General features: G+C 31.5%; 21 protein-coding genes and 1 pseudogene. 16 read left to right on the top strand and 6 right to left on the bottom strand.

The features are described 5' to 3' along the window. Nucleotides 1–821 precede the first annotated feature (821 nt). Entirely contained in the window at nt 822–2,111 is a 1,290-nt protein-coding gene (arsB, locus tag ACF91D_RS19125; RefSeq protein ID WP_039066519.1) for an arsenite efflux transporter membrane subunit ArsB, read from the top strand. Between the two features lie 238 nt (nt 2,112–2,349). Here arsB and ACF91D_RS19120 read toward each other — a convergent pair whose 3' ends face one another. Further along, nucleotides 2,350–2,898, bottom strand: a complete 549-nt coding sequence (locus ACF91D_RS19120) for a helix-turn-helix domain-containing protein (protein ID WP_039066521.1) — start codon at nt 2,896–2,898, stop codon at nt 2,350–2,352. Between the two features lie 255 nt (nt 2,899–3,153). Beyond that, entirely contained in the window at nt 3,154–4,032 is an 879-nt protein-coding gene (locus ACF91D_RS19115; RefSeq protein WP_039066522.1) for an AraC family transcriptional regulator, read from the bottom strand. Nucleotides 4,033–4,152: 120 nt separating this feature from the next. Between ACF91D_RS19115 and ACF91D_RS19110 the strand changes: the two genes are divergently transcribed. From ACF91D_RS19110 to ACF91D_RS19080, 7 genes and pseudogenes are all read left to right on the top strand, one after another. Further along, nucleotides 4,153–5,019 (top strand): sugar phosphate isomerase/epimerase family protein, encoded by an 867-nt coding sequence (locus tag ACF91D_RS19110; protein WP_039066524.1) that lies wholly within the window; start codon nt 4,153–4,155, stop codon nt 5,017–5,019. 78 nt (nt 5,020–5,097) lie between these two features. After that, nucleotides 5,098–5,988, top strand: a complete 891-nt coding sequence (locus tag ACF91D_RS19105) for a sugar phosphate isomerase/epimerase family protein (protein ID WP_327620599.1) — start codon at nt 5,098–5,100, stop codon at nt 5,986–5,988. Continuing rightward, a complete protein-coding gene (locus ACF91D_RS19100; RefSeq protein ID WP_327620600.1) occupies nt 5,988–7,133 on the top strand; it encodes a Gfo/Idh/MocA family protein in 1,146 nt (381 codons plus the stop codon). The genes ACF91D_RS19105 and ACF91D_RS19100 overlap by 1 nt, the downstream gene beginning before the upstream one ends. A gap of 26 nt (nt 7,134–7,159) precedes the next feature. Continuing rightward, entirely contained in the window at nt 7,160–8,167 is a 1,008-nt protein-coding gene (locus ACF91D_RS19095) for a Gfo/Idh/MocA family protein (protein ID WP_039066527.1), read from the top strand. A gap of 133 nt (nt 8,168–8,300) precedes the next feature. Continuing rightward, nucleotides 8,301–8,878, top strand: a pseudogene (locus ACF91D_RS19090) (dihydrofolate reductase family protein). Between the two features lie 33 nt (nt 8,879–8,911). Beyond that, nucleotides 8,912–9,730: an ATP-binding cassette domain-containing protein gene (locus ACF91D_RS19085; RefSeq protein WP_039066529.1), complete on the top strand. Its 819-nt coding sequence runs from the start codon at nt 8,912–8,914 to the stop codon at nt 9,728–9,730. A 1-nt stretch (nt 9,731) separates the two neighbouring features. Next, a complete protein-coding gene (locus ACF91D_RS19080; RefSeq protein ID WP_119605256.1) occupies nt 9,732–10,433 on the top strand; it encodes an ABC transporter permease in 702 nt (233 codons plus the stop codon). 103 nt (nt 10,434–10,536) lie between these two features. On the opposite strand, the gene ACF91D_RS19075 is transcribed toward ACF91D_RS19080, so the two are convergent. Further along, on the bottom strand, nt 10,537–10,737 hold the full coding sequence (locus tag ACF91D_RS19075; RefSeq protein WP_039066532.1) for a hypothetical protein: 201 nt from the start codon (nt 10,735–10,737) through the stop codon (nt 10,537–10,539). A gap of 217 nt (nt 10,738–10,954) precedes the next feature. Here ACF91D_RS19075 and ACF91D_RS19070 point away from each other — a divergent pair, with 217 nt between their 5' ends. The 6 genes from ACF91D_RS19070 to ACF91D_RS19045 all read left to right on the top strand — a co-directional run bounded on the left by ACF91D_RS19070 (nt 10,955) and on the right by ACF91D_RS19045 (nt 18,366). Beyond that, nucleotides 10,955–11,767 (top strand): VOC family protein, encoded by an 813-nt coding sequence (locus ACF91D_RS19070; RefSeq protein ID WP_069793080.1) that lies wholly within the window; start codon nt 10,955–10,957, stop codon nt 11,765–11,767. An 18-nt stretch (nt 11,768–11,785) separates the two neighbouring features. After that, the gene (locus ACF91D_RS19065) at nt 11,786–11,989 is read left to right on the top strand and encodes a DUF6501 family protein (RefSeq protein ID WP_039066534.1); all 204 of its coding nucleotides are present in this window, start codon (nt 11,786–11,788) and stop codon (nt 11,987–11,989) included. A gap of 163 nt (nt 11,990–12,152) precedes the next feature. After that, on the top strand, nt 12,153–12,944 hold the full coding sequence (locus ACF91D_RS19060) for an ATP-binding protein (RefSeq protein ID WP_039066536.1): 792 nt from the start codon (nt 12,153–12,155) through the stop codon (nt 12,942–12,944). A 12-nt stretch (nt 12,945–12,956) separates the two neighbouring features. Continuing rightward, nucleotides 12,957–14,846, top strand: coding sequence for a vWA domain-containing protein (locus tag ACF91D_RS19055; protein WP_101093787.1), 1,890 nt, complete (start codon nt 12,957–12,959; stop codon nt 14,844–14,846). A 123-nt stretch (nt 14,847–14,969) separates the two neighbouring features. Continuing rightward, nucleotides 14,970–16,313, top strand: coding sequence for a branched-chain amino acid-like transporter carrier protein BrnQ3 (gene brnQ3 / locus ACF91D_RS19050; RefSeq protein ID WP_101093788.1), 1,344 nt, complete (start codon nt 14,970–14,972; stop codon nt 16,311–16,313). Nucleotides 16,314–16,776: 463 nt separating this feature from the next. Next, nucleotides 16,777–18,366 (top strand): BCCT family transporter, encoded by a 1,590-nt coding sequence (locus tag ACF91D_RS19045; RefSeq protein ID WP_327620700.1) that lies wholly within the window; start codon nt 16,777–16,779, stop codon nt 18,364–18,366. Nucleotides 18,367–18,647: 281 nt separating this feature from the next. On the opposite strand, the gene ACF91D_RS19040 is transcribed toward ACF91D_RS19045, so the two are convergent. From ACF91D_RS19040 to ACF91D_RS19030, 3 genes are read right to left on the bottom strand one after another with little or no spacing between them, the layout of a single operon-like run. Next, the gene (locus ACF91D_RS19040) at nt 18,648–19,778 is read right to left on the bottom strand and encodes a toxic anion resistance protein (RefSeq protein ID WP_069793082.1); all 1,131 of its coding nucleotides are present in this window, start codon (nt 19,776–19,778) and stop codon (nt 18,648–18,650) included. 30 nt (nt 19,779–19,808) lie between these two features. Continuing rightward, entirely contained in the window at nt 19,809–20,432 is a 624-nt protein-coding gene (locus ACF91D_RS19035; protein ID WP_039066544.1) for a 5-bromo-4-chloroindolyl phosphate hydrolysis family protein, read from the bottom strand. Nucleotides 20,433–20,445: 13 nt separating this feature from the next. Then, nucleotides 20,446–20,715 carry an acylphosphatase gene (locus tag ACF91D_RS19030; RefSeq protein WP_039066545.1) on the bottom strand — a complete coding sequence of 90 codons (270 nt, stop codon included), beginning with the start codon at nt 20,713–20,715 and terminating at the stop codon, nt 20,446–20,448. Between the two features lie 359 nt (nt 20,716–21,074). Between ACF91D_RS19030 and msaA the strand changes: the two genes are divergently transcribed. Both msaA and cspA read left to right on the top strand, forming a co-directional pair. Beyond that, the gene (msaA, locus tag ACF91D_RS19025; protein WP_069793083.1) at nt 21,075–21,383 is read left to right on the top strand and encodes a regulatory protein MsaA; all 309 of its coding nucleotides are present in this window, start codon (nt 21,075–21,077) and stop codon (nt 21,381–21,383) included. 182 nt (nt 21,384–21,565) lie between these two features. Continuing rightward, the coding region (gene cspA / locus ACF91D_RS19020) for a cold shock protein CspA (RefSeq protein WP_392437545.1) at nt 21,566–21,755 on the top strand (190 nt) is incomplete at its 3' end.

The raw sequence follows: 21,755 nt of genomic DNA, 5'->3' as shown, positions 1-21,755 counted from the left end.
TAAATTGTCACTGCCTTAATGATGATAATGTAAGCAACTGACTTATAGCCGGACCGCACAGTTCAGTTAAATCAAATATTTTTTGTTCCAATAAATTAAAGAAATAAAGGATTTAATAAATAAAAAATCGCAATGATTAACAACATACATCCAACTATTTTATTTTGCTTTTTAAAATAAATATAACTAAGTATAAATAAATTTACTGATAAAATAAACGTCGATACACCCTTACTAACATATATAAAATTAAAGACTATTAAAACATTAAGGAAGATTGATATTAAAGACACAGACAATAATACTTTTTCAATTTTATTAAACCTTTGCTGCATTTAAAAACCCCTTATTGTTAAAAAGTTTATCCCGAATCAAACATATTTAATGAGAATTAATATCCTCTAATAGTAATTCATTACAACAGTAAGATAACAAAAAGGTTTGAATTTGTTAATAAATTACCAACCAATTTCATAACTAAATAGCTATAACAATATAGCTATTTAGTTATGTTGATGTTACTCTGTATAGGTTAATAAATTGTATTTAGCGCTTAGAAATGAAAAGTCAGATAATCATAAGCATTATTTGCTTTATATAAGAATAATATCGTAGATATTAATATCAAACTATATTAATCAATACATATCTCTATAAGAAAATTGTATTGCGCATTGAATTGCAAAAACAGGAAAGTAGGGATAAAACGATGTATCATCATAAAACAAAATATATAACAATTTTAGAGCTTGACCTCACACTAATTTTCAAACCAAGCTCTGCTATAACGAACCATCTAATAAAACGAGGAGTGTGCCGCTATGACAATATTAGCAATTAGTATTTTTGTTATTACTTTAATTTTTGTTATTTGGCAACCAAAGGGCTTAGATATAGGCATATCTGCTTGTATTGGTGCGATTTTAGCAATAGTAACTGGTGTCGTTAGCTATGCTGATGTAATAGAAGTTACAGGGATTGTTTGGAATGCGACATTAACGTTCGTTGCTATTATATTAATTTCACTGATTTTAGATGAAATTGGATTCTTTGAGTGGTCTGCTATACATATGGTTAAAGCTTCACATGGTAATGGATTAAAAATGTTTATCTATATCATGATATTAGGATCAATAGTTGCAGCATTTTTCGCAAATGATGGAGCTGCCCTTATACTAACTCCTATAGTACTTGCTATGGTACGTCATTTAGGTTTTAGTAAGAAAGTGATTTTCCCGTTTGTCATTGCCAGTGGTTTCATTGCCGATACAACTTCTATACCACTTGTTGTGAGTAATTTGGTCAATATCGTTTCTGCAGATTATTTCAACATTGGATTTTTAGAGTACTTTTTAAGAATGTTTCTACCAAATATTTTTTCATTGCTAGCCAGTATAGTTGTACTTTGGCTATATTTTAAAAGTTCAATACCAAATAAATTCAATTCTGATAATTTAAAAGAACCGCATACGGCAATAAAGGATAAACGACTTTTCAAACTTTCATGGATAGTGCTTGCTATTTTAGTTATAGGCTATTTAATTAGTGAATTTATTGCCATACCGGTTTCAATTATTGCTGGTTTAGTAGCATTAATATTTATTATACTTGCTCGAAAATCAAAAGCAGTACACACAAAAAAAGTAATAAAAGAAGCACCTTGGAACATCGTGGTATTCTCTATAGGGATGTATCTTGTTGTGTTTGGTCTCAAAAACGTAGGCATCACAATAATACTTGCTGATATTTTAACTCATATTTCAAGTTTTGGTTTGTTTAGTAGTATTATGGGGATGGGCTTTATAGCTGCTATATTATCTTCAATTATGAATAATTTGCCTACAGTTTTAATTGACGCACTCGCTATCAGTCAATCGAGCGCTACTGGTATAATTAAGGAAAGTATGATTTATGCCAATATAATAGGGTCAGATTTAGGGCCTAAAATAACACCAATCGGGTCGTTAGCTACGTTATTGTGGCTTCATGTACTCACAAACAAAGGTGTAAAAATATCATGGGGTACTTACTTTAAAACAGGTATTATAATTACTTTACCTGTTTTATTCTTCACACTTTTAGGTTTGTATCTAACTTACCTTGTTTTTTAACCAACTGTCGCAATATTATTCTAATATCTTTCTTTATTTTTCAGTGTAAAATAGGCAATGATTTGTTCCGACTCCAGCGGGAAGCGGACTAGCCGAACACTACATGTTAAGGCAGTGCCCACGGAAAACGCCCACAAAAACCTGTCGACAGTCTTTACTATACACTATATGTATGGTTTTTAATATTTTTGTTTTTAAAAAAGTGCCTACACATAAAATTGCGTAGGCACTTTTTGATTTAATAATGAATGATCATGTTAAGTCTCAATGTTGAATCATGCTCATTTAAATATTTATGAAACAGGTTCCCATTAAATTTTATTGATTCATCCTTTTTTACAACAACTCGTTCGTCGCCTAATACAAGCGTCAATGTCCCATCAAATACAGTAATATATTCATTTGCACTAGAGCCACGTGGTTCTCCATTCACGGTGCCCCCAGGCTCTATTATAACCATATGACTTTCAAACTTTTTAGCAATATCAAATTTGAAATAAGGGTAAACGCTATATTTATCTTCTGAAGATGTTAATGGTTGTATGTCATGAATTGTAATTTTTTTTACAAATTCCTCATTATCTTGTGTCAGTTCTGCAAAAGATACTTTTAGTCCGTTAGCAATTTTCCACAATGTAGTAATTGATGGTATTGACTCTTTACGTTCTATTTGTCCTAACATCGTTTTGCTAACCTCTGTAAGGACTGATAAATACTCTAATGAATAACCATTTTGCTTTCTAAATAATTTTAGATTTTCTGCGATAATATCATTGATTTCTTTCATTTAAAAACACCTCAACATACAATATAACGTATAAAAACTACAATATAAAGTTTTGTTTATCAACGTCTATTCAGACGTTATAACGTAGTAACAGGTAGGGGAGGTAGTGTATATTTGTGTATAAGCTGTCATAACAATGTTTTAAGGTTTTTTGTAAAATTACGTAACTCATACAAAACTTCGTACCATCTTAATATATTTTATTTAAAGTACAGCTTGTTATATTTATGAAATGTATTATATTTTTAAGTTTACTTAACCATTAGTTAAATGTTGTTGATAATAATTTTTAGGGCTACATCCATATATTGTTTTAAAACGTCTATAAAAATTCGAGTAATCACTAAAACCACATAAAACTGCTACTTGTTGAGGGCTTTCTCCTTTTTTTAACATTCTTTGTGCATTTTGTAACCTTATTTGTAATAAATAGCGATATGGTGGATACCCTACTATTCGTGTAAAATACTGTGTTATTTTATAACGGCTAACATAGAATTTCCTTTCTAAGTCTTCTAGAGAAATCTGATCAGCATAGTGTAACTCCATATAGTCTAATACCTGTCTCACTAACTGCATTTGTGGATCATCGTCCATTTTTATTTCAGCATTTTCTATCGACACTCTGTTGAGGAGCACAAAAAATTGAGTCAACATTGATTCTTCAGCAAGCTTCTTACCATATTTATTATTTTCTTGCTCATTCAAAAGACCTTGTAATAAATAATAAAGCTCACGCTTTTGTACTTCTGTTAACTGTAGTGAGTGTTTAAAGTTAGGTGATTTGGTATCAAAACATTGCATTAAATTACATTCAGGAGTGGAAAGCGACTCTAATAACTGCGCATCGAACCTCAGACCAATACGTTCAGCATGTCCATCCATCTGTTCATTCAACTGATGAAATTCGTACGGTGTTATTATCAACATGGAACCAACGTCTAATTGATATTGCTCTGCTTCAATCGTGTACAGCATATTTCCGGATAATGAAAAGAAAATTTCGTAATGGTCATGATAGTGTAGCTCATTACCAAAGTGGCCATCACTAATTTTATGCCACACTGCATATTCTCCCTCGAATGGTAGTGAAATAGTATCAAATTTTAGTTTAAATGTTTCATCGTCTAACATTGATATGCCTCCCGCTCAAAATACAATATTTTTATCTTTTTTTACAATGTTTAAAATTTTCTAATAATTTATACTCACATTATAACACTTAAATTTGTTTATTATGAAAGGATGATTTATATGGTTAAACCACAAATTGGCGTACAGATGATGATGTTAAAGCAAAAAGTAGAAGAAGATGGCATCTACAATGTATTGCGAACGATTCATGAACTTGGGTACCACGCTGTAGAGGTTTCACAAATAGAAATGACCGCTCATAACATTGCTGAAATGCAAAAAGCCATCGAAGACTTTGATATGAATATTGCAGCTATGTCATGTGGGGTAGAAGATATTTCGTCCGAACAAAAATATCCTGGTGACACTTTACAAAATGATTTTGAAAAGATTGTTGCGGATTGTAAGGCAGTTAACTGTAATATTTTAAGAATTGGTATGTTGCCGATGAATTACATGGGCTCAAAGGACAGCATACTTAACTTTGCAAAAATTTGCGATGACTATGCACGACGACTAAAAGCGGAAGGCATTGATTTATATTATCATGCACATAATCTTGAATTTGTTCGCTATGACGGGCAATTTATGCTTGATCTAATGCGTGATAATACATCAAATCTAGGTTTCGAATTAGATGTGCACTGGATATGGAGAGCTGGGCTTAACCCTATAGACGTTATACCAAATTATGCACAACGTATTCGTGCAATCCATTTAAAAGATTTTCGTGTAGGTGAAATAGATATGAATCAATATCCCGGCGAAGGTCATGAAAAGATATACTATATGCTACATATGATCACTCAATTTGCAGAACTAGGAGAAGGTACTTTACCACTAAAAGACATTATTGAAGTTGGGTTAGAAAGTGGTAGTGAATACTTCTTCGTAGAACAAGATGAACTGTATGGTGCCGACCCTTATGATTGTTTAGTAACAAGCCGAGATCATTTATTCGAATTAGGTTATAAACATTGGTTCTAATATCTGATTACAATTACAGACAATATGTAAGCGATTACAATTATGTTCGTTAATTTTAAAACAAATGGAGGAAAATTCATGTTAAATAACATTGCTATATCAGGTTTTTCTGATGAAATTTCATCAGATTTAGACACACAATTGCAAAAGGTATCAGAATTAGGTATGCGTTACATTTCATTACGTGGTATTGACGACGAAAATATAGGGGATTATACAGTCGAAAAAATAAAGAATTATGTTATTCCAAAATTAAATGAATGGAATATCTCAGTCTCATCTATCGGTTCTCCAATCGGCAAAATTTATGTCCAAGATGAAGAAGCATTTGAAAAGCAATTAGTCGTCTTAAAAAACATGTGTGAAATCGCTAATGCATTGTCTTGTAAGTATATTAGGATTTTCAGCTTTTATATACCTAAAGAACAAGATTTTGATGACTATCAACATTTAGTCATTAAAAAATTAAAAGCATTTGCAAAAATAGCAAAGCAATATAACGTCGTTTTACTGCATGAAAATGAAAAAGATATTTTCGGTGATATTGCTCGTCGTTGTAAAGTCATCCTTGATGAAGTAGGGTCTGACCATTTTAAAGCGATTTTCGATTTTGCCAATTTCGTTCAATGTGGGGAAGATACGCAAGCATGTTATGAACTCTTAGAACCTGACATTGAATACATCCACATCAAAGATGCGGTCTATAAAGACAGTATTAACGTTGTTTGTGGTACAGGCGATGGCCAAATTGAGTCTATTCTTAAACAGGCGATAAATCATGGCTATAAAGGTTTCTTAACATTAGAACCTCACCTGGTCGTATTTGATGCAATTAAAGACTTAGAAATAGAGCATTCTACTGAAACTATCCAAAATACAGCTGCAAAAGATGGCGCTGAAGGATATCAAATTCAGTATGAAGCACTTTTAGAAATTTTAAAAAATATTGAAAATAAGGAGAATGTATAATGACAAATATTCGTTTAGGCATAATTGGATTAGGAGCGCAAGGAAATACTTATGCTAACTTTATTAATGAAAATAAAGTGAAAAATGTAGTTATAGGAGCCATTTGTGATATCGATCCTGATAAAAAAGCACTTGCTACCGAAAACTATCCAGATATTCCTTTTTATAATGACTATATTGATTTATTAGAAAGTGGAGACGTTGATGCTGTTGTGACGACTGTGCCACATTATTTACACACTGAAATAGGTAAAGCTGCATTAAATAGAAATATACATGCACTATTAGAGAAACCAGCTGATATCTATGCCGAAAAAGTAAAAGAAATTAGTGACTTAGCCGCTTCTAAACCCGAATTAACATTTGGTATTTTCTTTAATCAAAGAACTAACCCGCTTTATCAAAAAGTTAAATCCTTAATTGATAATGGAGAAATTGGACAAATTAGACGTACAAATTGGATCATTACTACTTGGTGGCGTCCACAAGCATATTATGATCAAAGTTCATGGCGTGCAACTTGGGATGGAGAAGGTGGCGGTGTGTTAGTTAACCAAGCACCACATCAAATTGATTTATTGCAATGGTTATGCGGATTACCAGAAAAAGTGTATGCCAACGTAAAATATGGCTATCAGAGAAAGTTAAATGTTGATGACGATGTGACAACAGTATTAGATTACGGTAACGGAGCGACAGGTGTTTTCATCACGTGTACGCATGACGTTATCGGCACTGACCGACTAGAAATCACAGGCGATAAAGGAAAAATTTTAGTCGAAGATAGTAAGAAAATAACTATTAAACGCTTAAAACAATCAGAAAACGAAATGAATCAAACGATGACTTGGGCTGATGTAGCAGAAATCTTCAAAGGTGACGGTATAGGAGACATCTACGAGACAGATACTTTCGAATTTAATAGTGTATGGGGCGAACAACATATCAGTGTACTTGAAAACTTCGCCGCAAATATTATTGATGATACACCACTTATAGCGCCTGGCTGTGATGGTATTAATGGCGTTAACTTCGTAAATGCAATTTATCTTTCTAGTTGGTTAGGCAAAGAAGTAACAGTTCCTGTAGATCCAACAGAATTCAAAAATGCTTTACAACATAAAATTAATTCAGAAGATAAATAAACCCACCTATAATAGGAGATGGTCAAATGCTGAAAGTTGGTGTAGTCGGTTTAGGCGATATATCACAAATTCACATACACGCAATACAACAAAATCCTAAAGCAGAATTAATCGCGGTTTGTGATGAAGATGCATCATTAAAAAACAAGGCGCCTTACGGCAATTTTTATAATGATTTAAATAGTATGTTAGATTCAGAAATGTTAGATTGTGTTCATATATGTTTGCCTCACCATTTACATGTGCCAGCTACTACAACATGTGTTAAAAAAGGCGTCCATGTATTACAAGAAAAGCCTTTAGCTATTAACGCCAAAGAAGGACTTGAATTAGTCACGTTAAAACGCCAGTATCCAAAAACCAAGATTGGGATTTGTTTTCAAAATAGATATAACGATACCTTTCAAACATTACAACACATTGTTAGAAGCGGACAGTACGGCGAGGTCATTGGTGTAAAAGGACTAGTTACATGGTTTAGGCCTGAATCTTATTACACAGAAAAACCTTGGCGTGGACAAATGGCTTTGGCAGGCGGCGGTGTTCTAATTAACCAATCTATTCATACATTAGACTTAATGCAATTACTTTGTGGGGATATAGCATCTATTAAAGGAACCGTATCACAATTATTGGATTATGATATTGAAGTAGAAGATACAGCATCTGCACATATTAAATTTGCAAATAATGCAAACGGTATGTTCTTTGCTACTAATGCCAATTTTGGAAATTCAAGCGTAGAGTTACAGGTTATATTTGAAAATGAAAAATTAACTATTAAAGATAATATACTTACGCGTATGAATAAACAGGGTTATAAGATTCAAATTGAGGAAGATGAAAAACTAGCTGGTGATAAATCGTATTATGGACCTAGCCATAGTAAACTAATTAACCAATTCTACAATTGTATTATTGAAGATACTGATGACTATATAGAACCTAGAGACGCATTAGCATCTATTGCCATGATTGATGCTATACAGAAATCTTCCAAATCAAACAGCGTTATTCATTTTACAAGTAATTAAAAATTTTTTTATTCATTTTTATTGCACATCGATTTTTTATCGTTGTGCATTTTTAATTCTAATATATTTATATTAAAATTATTATCAATTGAATTTATACATATATTTCCATATACTAAATATAATATAAATAATGGTAGGTGTTAATGTGGATAATCGGTCGAAAGTGATTTTAGACCTCGCTGTAAGTTTAGATGGTTATATTGAAGGACCAATTGGTGAAATTGATTGGCGTATTATGGACCCAAAAATGAATTTCAGTGCTTTTTTAAAACAGGTTAGCGCTATCATATATGGGCGAAAAAGCTATGATTCGTAGGGGAATTATACACCTCAATAAGGTAATCGACAAAACGGAGACGATGCTATGTGGGAAGAGATTCATAGTAAACAAAAATATGTATTTACGCACCAAAAAATCTTGTTCCTGCAAACGCCGAATATATACATTCAGAGGATATGCTAATAAGTATAGATAAAGTCAAAGCACAAAAAACTAAAGATGTTTGGTTATATGGCGGTTCAAGTATTATAACTTCTTTTATAAATAATAACTTAATAGATGAATATCGCTTATCTATACACCCGGTTGTGTTAGGTTCGGGAAAACCTTTATTTGAATATTTAGTAGATAGAGTTAACCTGATACATATAAAAACTAATACATATCAAAGTGGCGTCGTGCAACTTATATATAATAAAAACAAATAATGATAGCTGAGTATTGTATAAAGGAGTATGTATATGGCTGAAATAGCAGTAGCAATGGATCAGGTAACCTTAAAACTTAACAATAAAACAATCATCAATAATTTATCATTTCAAATACCCAAAGGTTCAATCACTTTATTAAAAGGGAAGAATGGCGTCGGTAAAAGTTTGACACTCAAATTGATGACACAACTAATAACACCAAATTCTGGTGTCATTAATGTTTCTGGCTATACAAGTTATGCGCCTGATAGTTTCCCTAAAAACATAAAACTAACAACAAAGTCATTTCTAACAACGATTCAAAATTTAAATATGAAGCGGAAATCTGACAACCATACAGTCGATGATTATTTAGCACTATTAAATCTATCTTCACTTCAAAACACTAAATTACATCATCTTTCAAAAGGCTCTTTACAAAAAGTGAATATCATCCAAACCCTATTAACGGATGCAGATATATTAGTATTTGACGAACCATTTTCAGGTTTAGATAAAATGTCAAAAGCACAATTTTTAACTCGTTTACAACATTTATCGAAAACTAAAACAATAATTATTACAGATCATGATTCTAATATTGAACAAACCATTGCGACTCATATATTGAGTTTAGATGATTATACATTTATGCCACAATCTAAGTACCGTGTGTTAAAATCGATTACGATTACTAACCAACAACATGTTAATGAAATTATTGAACATGAGCTGACGTCATGGGTATGGGCTAAAATAACTTCTAATCCCCAATATATAACTTTGCAAGTTGACAAACAAAATTTAAATATCGTTTTACAACATTTATTAAAGCATAATTGCGAAATCATCGAAGTAAAGGATCTTTAAAATGCTATATTCTTTTTTAAAATACGAACACCTAAAATTTTTAACATCATATCAATTTATTGCACCAGTATTTACATACTTACTGTGGGTCATTGGCATTTATATCTATAGAGATATGCCAGTCTTATCAAGTTATGGTTCTACTGCGATTGGTTTATTTATAATCATGACATGGCTGACCATTATTAATTTCGGACGTGATACTTTAAATGAGCGTCATATTTTCTATATACAATTAAAATCAAAGACTACTTATTTGTTAATAAAAATACTATATTTATATTTACTTAGTACATTGTTCATTATTTTCTCATTAATCTACCCACTTTTACTTAATGTGTTTGATAAAACTGTTTCATTTAATCTTGTTTTAATTGGTGTAATTGTACATTTATTGTTAAGTATGTTTGGCATTGTATTAGGGGCTTTTATTACTAATACGAAAATCGCCACTAAATCTTATAGATGGTTATTAACAATATTTATTATGCTCATCATTTTCACTAAAGATGTACTTATTACAACTTTTCCATTTACCAAATGGTTTCTCTGGGTGTTACCACCAATTAGTAATCTTTTAAATCAAATGAATAGTGATTATTTGTCATTTCTTAATACCAATTTCCTACTCTTATGTTTATTTGCTGTAATTTATATTTTAATAACACTTAAATTACTTATTATTCTATTCAAAAAGACCTAAACAATTTACTATATAAGAGACCCCTACAAGTTAGAGTGTATTACAAACTTGCAAGGGTCTCTTTTTATTGATTTAAATAGTTAAAATATAACTTAAATCACAATTAAGCAATATAAACAAATAGTTCAATAATAGCAATAATTAAAAATACCAAAAATACCACGCCGTAAATATTATTCTTTTTAGCGCTTTTTGCATTTTGAGATTTTTGTTTCGCTTTATTGTTTACGTTAGTGAAGAAGGTAATACCAGAATAAACTGCAATAAGTACGGTTATACCAAACACAAACCATATACCACCCATAATGACAAACCTCCTTTATTAATAATCAATATACTACTAATCTATTTCATAAGATTAAAATCATGATATATACCTATATTAATACATTTTTTTAGTTCATCCAATGTATATTCTAAAAATTTAATTAATATACACATTTGCAGTAAACTTCATCGTATAAATAACACGTAAAATAAGTTATAATGATTGAAAAGCTATGAATAAAGGGGTTAATATAATGAATGGTCTTAGAAGTGTAACCACAGGGACAGATAATTTAGAAAAAACTAAAACTTTATTTAAAGATGTATTAGGTCTAAATGTTGCAGATAAAGGACAGGCTCTCCGTTTTGGTGATGCAGAACTAAACTCTGGCACACGTATTCATTTTGTAGAAATACCAAACTATACGAACCAAGAAAATCATATTGAAAATATTGGCTTACGTTTACCAAGTGACGAAGGTTTAGATGAATATCAAACTATCTTAGATGACCATCAAATTGATCATAGTGAAATTACTGATTTAAATGGGCATAAGTATTTTGAATTTAAAGACCATAATCATCAGATATTCAATATTTATTCAAATGAACATAATACGGGTGCACCTCTAGGAATGCCTACATTTGATAGCACTGTTAACCCACTACATCAAATTCAGGGGCTAGGCCCTGTACTGCTTAAAGTAAATGAAATACTACTAACTCAATCTATTTTGACAAAAGTGTTTGGTCTTACACATTTCGCAGAATATGCACCATACCATGACGCTGACTATAAAGTACAAGTTTTCCGAATTGGAGAAGGCGGTTTAGGTGGAGAATTACATTTACACGCTACTGATGAAGATTTAAAAATGCCAAAACATGGTATTGTAGAACAAATTGAGTTTGCAACTGAATCCAAAGCTCAATTCCAAAATGCATTACAACAACTTGAGTCTATAGGTATCCCTTACCAATCGTTAGATCAAGAAGGCGAAAAATCCTTAAGAATTAGTGAAAAAAGTGGTATCACTTTTATATTGACTTTAGAAATTAAATCATAGAAAGAGGAATGTTTATTTATGTTACACGAAACATGGAAAGAAAATACACCAGTTAAAAAAGTTGAAGTTATTCACACAAACGCAAAGAAATTTACAGTTTCTGATATGCTTACTGTTGGGAAACAATATGACGTTATCAATGAAACCGAAGAATATTACCAAATTATTGATAACTCTGGGCTTGTTGGTGGTTATTACAAAGAATATTTCAAAGAAGTATAAAATTAATTGATAAATCACACGCTCATATTATGTTGCGTGTTTAAATAATTTTTTAACGAATAGGGCTAGGGCAAAATATGATGATGTATTCATGCCCCAGTCTATTTTTAATGATTTCTTATAAATAAATAAGCCATACTTTATATAGAGGAGACAATTCATAATGACAAGAACAAACTATATTAATAGAGATGAAACAGTCTTTAACGATGCAGAAGCATTGATGCAGTTAAACAAAAATATTTTATTAAAAGGGCCAACAGGGTCTGGTAAGACGAAATTGGCAGAAACACTAAGCGAAACAATGAATCGACCAATGCACCAAATCAATTGTTCAGTTGATTTAGATGCAGAGAGCTTACTTGGTTTCAAAACTATCCAAACTAACGATAACGGTACGCAAGAAATTGTCTTTATAGATGGACCTGTAATTAAAGCCATGAAAGAAGGCCATATATTATATATTGATGAAATTAATATGGCTAAACCTGAAACGTTGCCTATTTTAAACGGTGTGCTAGACTACCGTAGAAAACTGACGAATCCATTTACAGGTGAAGTCGTTAATGCAGCACCAGGATTCAACGTCATTGCAGCAATTAACGTTGGGTATATAGGAACTTTACCAATGAACGAAGCATTGAAAAACCGCTTTGTTGTCATTCAAGTAGACTATATCGATGGCGATATTTTAAGTGATGTCATAAAACAGCAAAGCCAGTTAACAGATACTGTGTTAATACAAAAAATCATTAAATTTAATGAAGACTTACGTACAATGACAAAACAGGGTCAAATTTCAGAAGAAGCGGCTAGTATTCGTGCATTAATAGATTTAAGTGATTTAGCTACTATTATGCCAATCGAACGTGCAATTCAACGAACAATAATAGATAAATTGGAAGACGAGCGAGAACAGCAAGCTATTTTAAACGCAGTAGAATTAAATTTTTAGTGAGGGATAAACATGAGTGATCGTTTTATAAAATTTAATGACGAACAGCTAGATGCTAAACAAGTGATGATGCTTCAGGATTTAGCGCGTCTTTTACTGAAAAATGAGCAAACACAAGTTAAAATTCAAAAATTCCCTTATTATGATCCAATTAACAATACTTTAATTACCAGTTCATTTTGGTCACATAGAGAGGAACAAGTTGAAACTACAGGATTAAAAACTGACGTCATGCTCGCTGCTTATGGCTACCAGATGATGGATGAACAGATTGTGAATCATGTTATCCAGAATAAAGAGTTCAAACACCCTAAATTTTATCAACAGCTTTTCAAACTACTCGAAGATCAGCGCATTTTAAGTACGATAGCAAAAGAACGTCCATCAACAAAATCTGCTATTCAGATGCGCAATGAAATTAGACTAAACTACACCAAGACACAAATAAATGTATATAGAACCAAAACAACTTTTACAGATTTATTATTTTTATATCTAGAAGCATCTTTTATAACAGAAAATTTTTATGATATACCGCAAATACACCCGCAAATTGATGATGTATTAAATAATATGTATATGTACTTACCGAACTTTTTCTATAACACGACTTCTGAAGATAATATGTATTTAGCTGAGAGAATCATGTTTCAAATTGATGATATATTAAAAGAAGATATGCTTAATGAATATTACCATCTACCTAAAAAAGTTTACGAGTCTATACAAGCACTTCAATTCGAGGATTTGACTAGAACAGACGCAAGTAATACTGATGGTACCTCAAACGAAGAGAAAGATGAAGATTCAGTAAGTGAAGAGATGGAATCAAATAATCAAGATAGCGCTTCACAAGGTGGTGCATATTTAGAAATGGAATTACATGAAGGGGAAAATAGCGAAGTCATGGGTGATAATGATAATGCGCGTGAAGGTGATACCGGTGATGATATGACTGATATGCAAACCAAAAAAGGTAAAGGTTCATCTAATAATATAGAAGACGATCAAGGCGGTTCTGTTGGACATAATCAAGCTTTCGCCTTAAAAGGAATTAACGAAAATGTAGAAATTAAATGGAACATCCCTGAAATCAAACCTGAATATCTCCATGAATATCACGAAGTTGAATCTGATGTACAATTTGAAATTAAAGATTTAATTCAAATCATACAAAAAACGATTGATAGAGAATATCAAGATGAACGACATAATTTAACAAAAGGTAGATTACAAAAAAATCTACTCAACTGGTTTATAGACGATCAATATAAGTTGTTTTATAAAAAACAAGACTTAAGTCAGTCATTCGATGCTACGTTCACATTATTAGTAGATGCTTCAGCTAGTATGCAAGATAAAATGGAAGAAACAATTAAAGGGGTCGTCTTATTTCACGAAACCTTAAAGAGTCTCAATGTAAAACATGAAATATTAGCATTTAATGAAGATGCCTTCGATGCGGACGAAGCAAACCAACCTAACATTATAGATGAGATTATCACATACAATCGTTCTATGATGGATAAAGATGGGCCAAGAATCATGGCGTTAGAGCCACAAGATGATAACAGAGATGGTGTTGCTATTAGAATTGGTAGCGAAAGACTCATGCGTCGCTCCCACAATCAACGTTTCTTAATTGTATTTTCAGATGGAGAACCTTCTGCATATAACTATAGTCAAGATGGTATATTAGATACCTATGAAGCGGTTGAAACAGCTCGTAAAATGGGTATTGAAGTATTCAATGTATTTTTAAGTCAAGAACCTATTACAGAAGATATTGAGCAAACGATCCATAATATTTATGGGCAATACGCTTTATTTGTAGAAGGGGTTGAAAATCTTCCTTCCCAATTATCACCATTATTGAAAAAACTTTTATTAAAATCGTTTTAAATAGGCTATTTTTGACAAATAATAACCGATATATTTAAATATTCTGAAATTTATATAGACGATATCTAATTAACCGTGATAGAATAGATAATATTATTTTATTGGTTAGAAGGAGTAAGTCATATGAATAAAAATACATGGATTATAGGTTTTACATTGTTCGCAATGTTCTTTGGAGCAGGTAATCTTATTTTCCCACCAAATCTAGGCTTAGATAGCGGACAGTATTTCTGGCCATCAATCTTAGCATTTGCTTTAACAGGTATTGGACTACCACTATTAGGCGTTATCGTAGGCGCATTAGATAAACAAGGTTATATTGGGTCATTAAATAAAATTTCACCTAAGTTCTCTATCATATTCCTAGTCATCATTTATCTTACAATTGGACCACTGTTCGCGATTCCTCGTACAGCGTCGACATCGTTTGAAATGACAGTGACACCGATTGCACACACAAATAGTAGTTTAGCATTGCTTATCTTTACTGTTATATATTTCTTGATAGTTCTATATTTATGTATTAACCCAACTAAAATGGTAGATCGTATTGGTTCGCTATTAACACCTTTATTATTGATTACTATTTTAGCAATGATTATCAAAGGATTTGTTGATTATGGTAGCAATTCACATAGTCAAGCTGCTGAAGCATTTACATCGAACTTTGCAGGTTTCTCACAAGGGTTCACAAATGGTTATCTTACTATGGATGCTATTGCAGCTATAGCTTTCTCAATGATTGTCGTTAATGCAGTGAAATCAACTGGTATTACACATGCCAATCAAATTTTCAAACAAACGTTAATGGCAGGTATAATTGCAGCTGTAGCTTTAATGTTTATTTATATTTCTTTAGGATTTATAGGTAATCATATGGCAGTACCTCAAGAAAAAATAGCGAGCTTAACTGCAAACGATCAAAACATCGGTACATATTTATTAACAACTATGGCCAGTGTTGGATTTGGGACATTTGGTAAATATTTATTAGGTATTATTGTGGCGCTTGCTTGTCTCACAACAGCTTGTGGTTTGATTGTGTCCGTATCAGAATATTTCCATAGAATTTTCCCAAGGATTTCTTACAAAATATATGTGATTGGTTTTACACTAATTAGCTTTATTTTAGCTAACCAAGGGCTTAACTCGGTCATCACAATGTCTGTACCAGTGTTGAGTATTGTATATCCAGTAGCAATCACATCAGTGTTACTTATTTTATTAGCACGTTTTATACCAACAAAACCAATTGCACAACAAATTCCTGTTGCTATCGTTACAATCGTTTCTATCTTAAGTGTCATTCATACACAAGGATGGCTAAAATTGAGTTTCATTGATAGCTTGCCATTAAAAGAGTATTCACTTGAATGGTTCCCAATCGCTGTAGTGACAACAATCATAGGTTACATTGTAGCTACAATGGTTAAAAATCAAAAACCAATTGTTTATGAAAAAGAATAATATTTAAAATAAAAGCAAGTCAGCGCTTAAATTAGTGTTGATTTGCTTTTTTATGTAATTAATGGCTAAATAGAAGCTTCTATTTAGCCATTAATATATCGATGAAGATAATTTATAAATCTAAAAACTTAAAATAAATTTCAAAAGTCTATTTGATTAGTTTTAAAAAGTAAGCTATACTCTTTACTTCAAGTGTTTCATTAAAAAGCAATATAAGGGTTTTATGGTGATAGATAACCTGTATTTACATAAGTACCAAATCGTGTATTTCATAGAATATGATTTTTTAATATAGATAAAACTAAACTTAATTAAATTATTTGTGACTTCATGCCTCTCATATTTTAGATTCATCTTTACTATTTAATATACCAAGAAGTATCTTATCAAAATTATTGAAAATAACATCACATACTCAATATGCATATTGTTTAAAACACGTATAATAGAGGGGTCGAATAATATTAAATATTCACAATGGAAAGATAAGTTAGATTGGCCAGTATTTCTAATTAGTGGGGGCATCCTAGTTTTATTTGTACTGTTGTCTTCTGTTTTTACGCAGGCAACTTCGAATTTCGTACAAAAGGGATTCCAAATCTCCATTACTTATTTCGGAGCTTTTTGGCAAATATTACTTCTTGCAACATTTGCAGTAGGTGCATTTTTAGCATTTTCAAAGTATGGTCGTGTTCGACTAGGTAACGCTTCTAAACCAGAAATGGGTTATTTTAGATGGGCTGCTATTGTAATAACATCAGGCTTAGGCGCTGGGGCCATTTTCTGGGCTGCAGCAGAACCGATGTATTATTTTATTGATGTACCACCAACAATGGATTCCGACATTAAAAATGCCAGTACTCCAGCCATATCAGCTGCTATGGCACAAAGTTTTACCTCTTGGGGTTTTACGGCATGGGCAGTTTACGGGGCCATTAGTGGTATTATTATCATGTATGCGCATTATAATAAACATTTAAAAATGCGTCCTCGAACGCTACTATATCCAATATTTGGTAATAAAATAGAAAAAAATAAAATTGGATGGCTTATCGATGTTTTTTGTATTTTAGGTGCTGTTGCTGGTACTATTGGAACAATTGGATTCTTCGGCTTTCAATTTAGTTACTGGTTACATAGTATTTTTGGTATACCAGATAACATAGTTACTCAAATATTATCTGTCGCAGGTTTAATGGTTATTGTAATGATTTCTGCAACTACCGGTATCGAAAAGGGAATTCAATTTTTAAGTAAATTAAATGTCTGGCTAGCGCTAGCACTTGCAGCATTTATATTATTGTTAGGCCCTGGGCATTTTATTATAGATACATTTATTTCTTCATATGGCGTTTATATAACTCATTTTCTAGAAATCAGTACATTTAGAGGCAATGATAAATGGGCTGGCGCTTGGATGTTATTTTTCTTTGGTTGGTTTATAGGATATGGGCCTTTAATGGGAATGTTAGTTGCTCGTGTATCTAGAGGTCGTACAATTAGAGAAATATTTTTACTTGTATCAATAGTAGCTGCAGTAGTTTCTCATGTATGGTTTTCTATTCTTGGCGGTAGTGGCCTATTTTATGAGACAAAAAACAGTGGTACAATCAGTGGTCCATTATCGGATAATGGACTCCCAGCAGCAGTTATTTCAATTGCATCTCATTTACCATTAGGCACTGTAATGGTCATTGTTTTATTATTATTGACATTAATATTTGTTATCACTACTGCTGATACGATGTCTTATTCAATTTCGATGTCTGTTACAGGAGAAGGCGATCCACCAAAAATAATAAGGCTCTTTTGGGTTGTCATTATGGGCGTTATATCAATTATTTTAATTAATATAGGAGAAGGTAGTATCAATGCTATTCAATCTTTCATAATTATTACAGCAGTTCCAATATCAATTATCATGTTGCCAGCAGTTTGGACGGCACCAAAAATTGCACATAAATTAGCTATTGAACAAAATATAGCAATTAAAAAAGAAACTTCAGAAAACAATATTCTAGCTGAAAAATCTTCTAATAATGACATAAACTAATAGTAAAGTATAAGCATGTACTAGAAGTGTTTTTGTTTAACACTAAAATAACATCAAGTTAAAAGTAAGCTTATACTAAATTTAAAAAAGGCGTATCCATATATAAAAAATGGATACGCCTTTTCCTATAACAAATTATTTTTGACGTAGAACGACTATATCTGAGAATACGCTTATAACCAGATACTTACTACTTTATCTACTACTCCATAAAAAAACCGAGACATCTACTTATGTCCCGGAGTCATTTCTCAAAATAACTACTTAATTAAATGTAGAAACTATTTATTTTGTTTCATATCTAAAAGTTGATTTTGTAATTCAGATTCTAATTGATTTAATTCAGATTCAGCTTGTTTACGTTTATTACGACCTTGTTCTTGAATCTGTAGTGTTTGTTCTATTGTTTCAATAATATCATTTTGCGTTGTTTTTAGAGTCTCAATATCAACGACGCCACGTTCATTTTCAGTAGCAGTATCTAGAGCATTTTGTTTCAATAGTTCAGAGTTTTTTAATAATAAATCATTTGTCGTATCAGTAACGGCTTTTTGAGCTGATACTGCGTTTCGTTGCCTCATTAAAGTTAATGCAATTGACATTTGATTTTTCCACAATGGAATACTTGTAAGAATCGAACTTTGTATTTTTTCTGCTAATGCTTGGTTAACATTTTGAATCATACGTATTTGAGGAGCCGTTTGTATAGCAATTTGCCTAGATAGTTGTAAATCATAAATACGCTTGTCTAATCGATCGATAAATTGTTCCATATCCGATGCAGCTTGAACATCCATTTGATTACCTGTTGATTTTGCCTGCGCTCTTAATTTAGGCACTTCCTCTTGTTGCAGATCATGCTGTTTCTTTTTTGCTGCTTCTATATACAGTGATAATTCATCAAAATAGTCTTTATTCATATTATATAATTCATCTAGCATATCTACATCTTTTACTAAGTTATTTTTATGCTTATCTAACTCAATTGATATACGATCTATTTGCGAGCCAACCGATTGCATCTTTGAAAAAACTTCATTTACAGAGGCTTTTGTCCTTCTAAATAGACGTTTTAATTTTGATTGGTTTTCTGAATTTAGCTCGTCAGGGTTTACTGATTTCAGTTTACTCATTAGCCCATTCAATGATTCACCGACTGGTCCAACGTCAGTTGTTTTAACTTCATTTAATATACGATGTGAGAATTGGGACATATGAGATTGTGCTTCTGTACCATAATTTAATAAAGCATCATGATCCATTGGTTTTATTTTTTCGCTTAATTCATTAATCTTTTGTTGATCCTTTTGATTATATTGCCTAGAATTTACGACTTCAGATTCACTTGTAGAATTTTCTTCTATATATTTGTCTAATGGATGTGAATTTATATAGTCTTGTTCTCTTGCCATAAAATCTCTCTCCATTCTTATTGTGATTTACTATTTTTTATTTCGGCTTTGTTCTATCTTGTTTAGTTCCATCTCTATATCTAACTTACTATAATCCTCGTCATTAATTCTTCTTAAATCAGCTACTAATGTCCTTTTCACTTCATCCAAAGTAATTCTTGTTTGTTCTAATTTTTGTTTTTCTTCTTTACTTTTCTTAGGTGATTTAGATAATCTTGTATATGCTTCAATTAAATTTAATGCATTATCAATATGTGAATAAAAGAAACTTTCGACTTTAAAAAATGAACTTGGTTGTTGTTTAACTGCATAAAATATAGCTCGAGATATTCGATAAATTTCATTTACTTGCCTAAAGTCTTTGATAGATCTGACATTGACAAATGATTTAAATATACGTCTAATTTTATCTTGAGCATTATTCAATTGACCATTGACAAAGTGATAATCTCGACGAGTTAAACCAATTTCTTTTAAATATTTTCTAGAAGTTAAACGTTGAGTAGGAAAGTAAAACGTTATAAATGTTGCTACAGAAATCAACAAATCAAAAATAAAATAAATATCTAAGGCAAATATACTAACAAACCATGCGATAACTGCTGCTGGTAAAGCAATAATTGTCCCGAAAATACGAGAAATATTATATCTCAAACTTCATCTTCCTTTATATAGTTTTAAAATCTTTCAATGATTGCTCAATTTCTATCTCTTCAGTAGTAAAGTCTTCCACATGAGATGCTGGGGAAGCACCTTCAGTAACTGCGTTAATAAACTGTGTTAAAGATTGCTCATCACCTTGAGCATATATATCAACGTAATTATCTACATTTTCAACGGTACCAACAATATGATATTGTTGCGCTATCTTTTGGGTATAATAACGAAAACCTACACCTTGTACCATCCCAAATACTTTAATGTGTTTGCGTTTCATAAAATCACCTCTTAATTAACATTATACGAAATTTAACGCTACAAAACTAATATTTAAGTTTATAAATTGATAGTCTATCGGCCAAAAGTATGAGCCAGATAACTTGATTTTGTATCTTAACTCGTTAAAATATTACACATAGGCAAAAATTGTACGTCTCTAAATCAAAGTAAGAACGTCTATATTTAGTTTTATTTATATCTATTTATAAACATGGGGGATTTAATTTAGAGTATATGTGTGATCGAAATACATACATAAGTATAAGCACTTTGTTCTATAGGTCTAAATAGCGAGGTGCGAAATTAGCTACGCCAAAAAAGTGATTTAGACTATATATGAAAGGGTGAAGATTTATAATGTGGACAGTTGCAAAAATTCGAGCTGATTATGAAGGCTGGTGGTTATTTAGTGACTGGACTGATCATATTGTAGAACAATATGACTTCGAGACTTACGACGAAATGTTAAAATTTTATACATCATTAATTTTAAAGAGCAAAAATACGTTTGATAATTATTTAGTTGGAAAACATAATATTCATGCTTTTTATAACAATTGCGAATTAGGATTTTGTGAAGATTGCGATGAAGATTTACAAATATTCTATAGTTTTATAGTTTTAAATAAAAATGAAGTTTATTTTAATTTACCTATAATTGAATAAACAATTAATTAACGTTTGCCTTGCAATTCAACTGAAAATATCCTATAATATTAGTCAAGCAATTGTTTTATTCCATATTGCAAAGAATATTGTACTAACAGGCTTATACTGTTTCATTGTATTTTTTGTAATATGCGAATAACGCATATTGAATGAATATTAGTCTTGGAGGTTTCACATTTATGAAACAAGGTACAGTAAAATGGTTTAACGCTGAAAAAGGATTTGGTTTTATCGAAGTTGAAGGAGAAAACGACGTATTCGTACACTTCTCAGCAATTAACCAAGAAGGTTACAAATCATTAGAAGAAGGTCAATCAGTTGAATTTGAAGTAGTTGAAGGCGACCGCGGTCCTCAAGCTGCAAACGTTG

It is taken from the genome of Staphylococcus sp. 231237_7MaSpsaltlick (assembly GCF_043107035.1).
The sequence above is the reverse complement of the archived record's forward strand: the minus strand, read 5'-3'. Positions and strand labels throughout refer to the sequence as shown.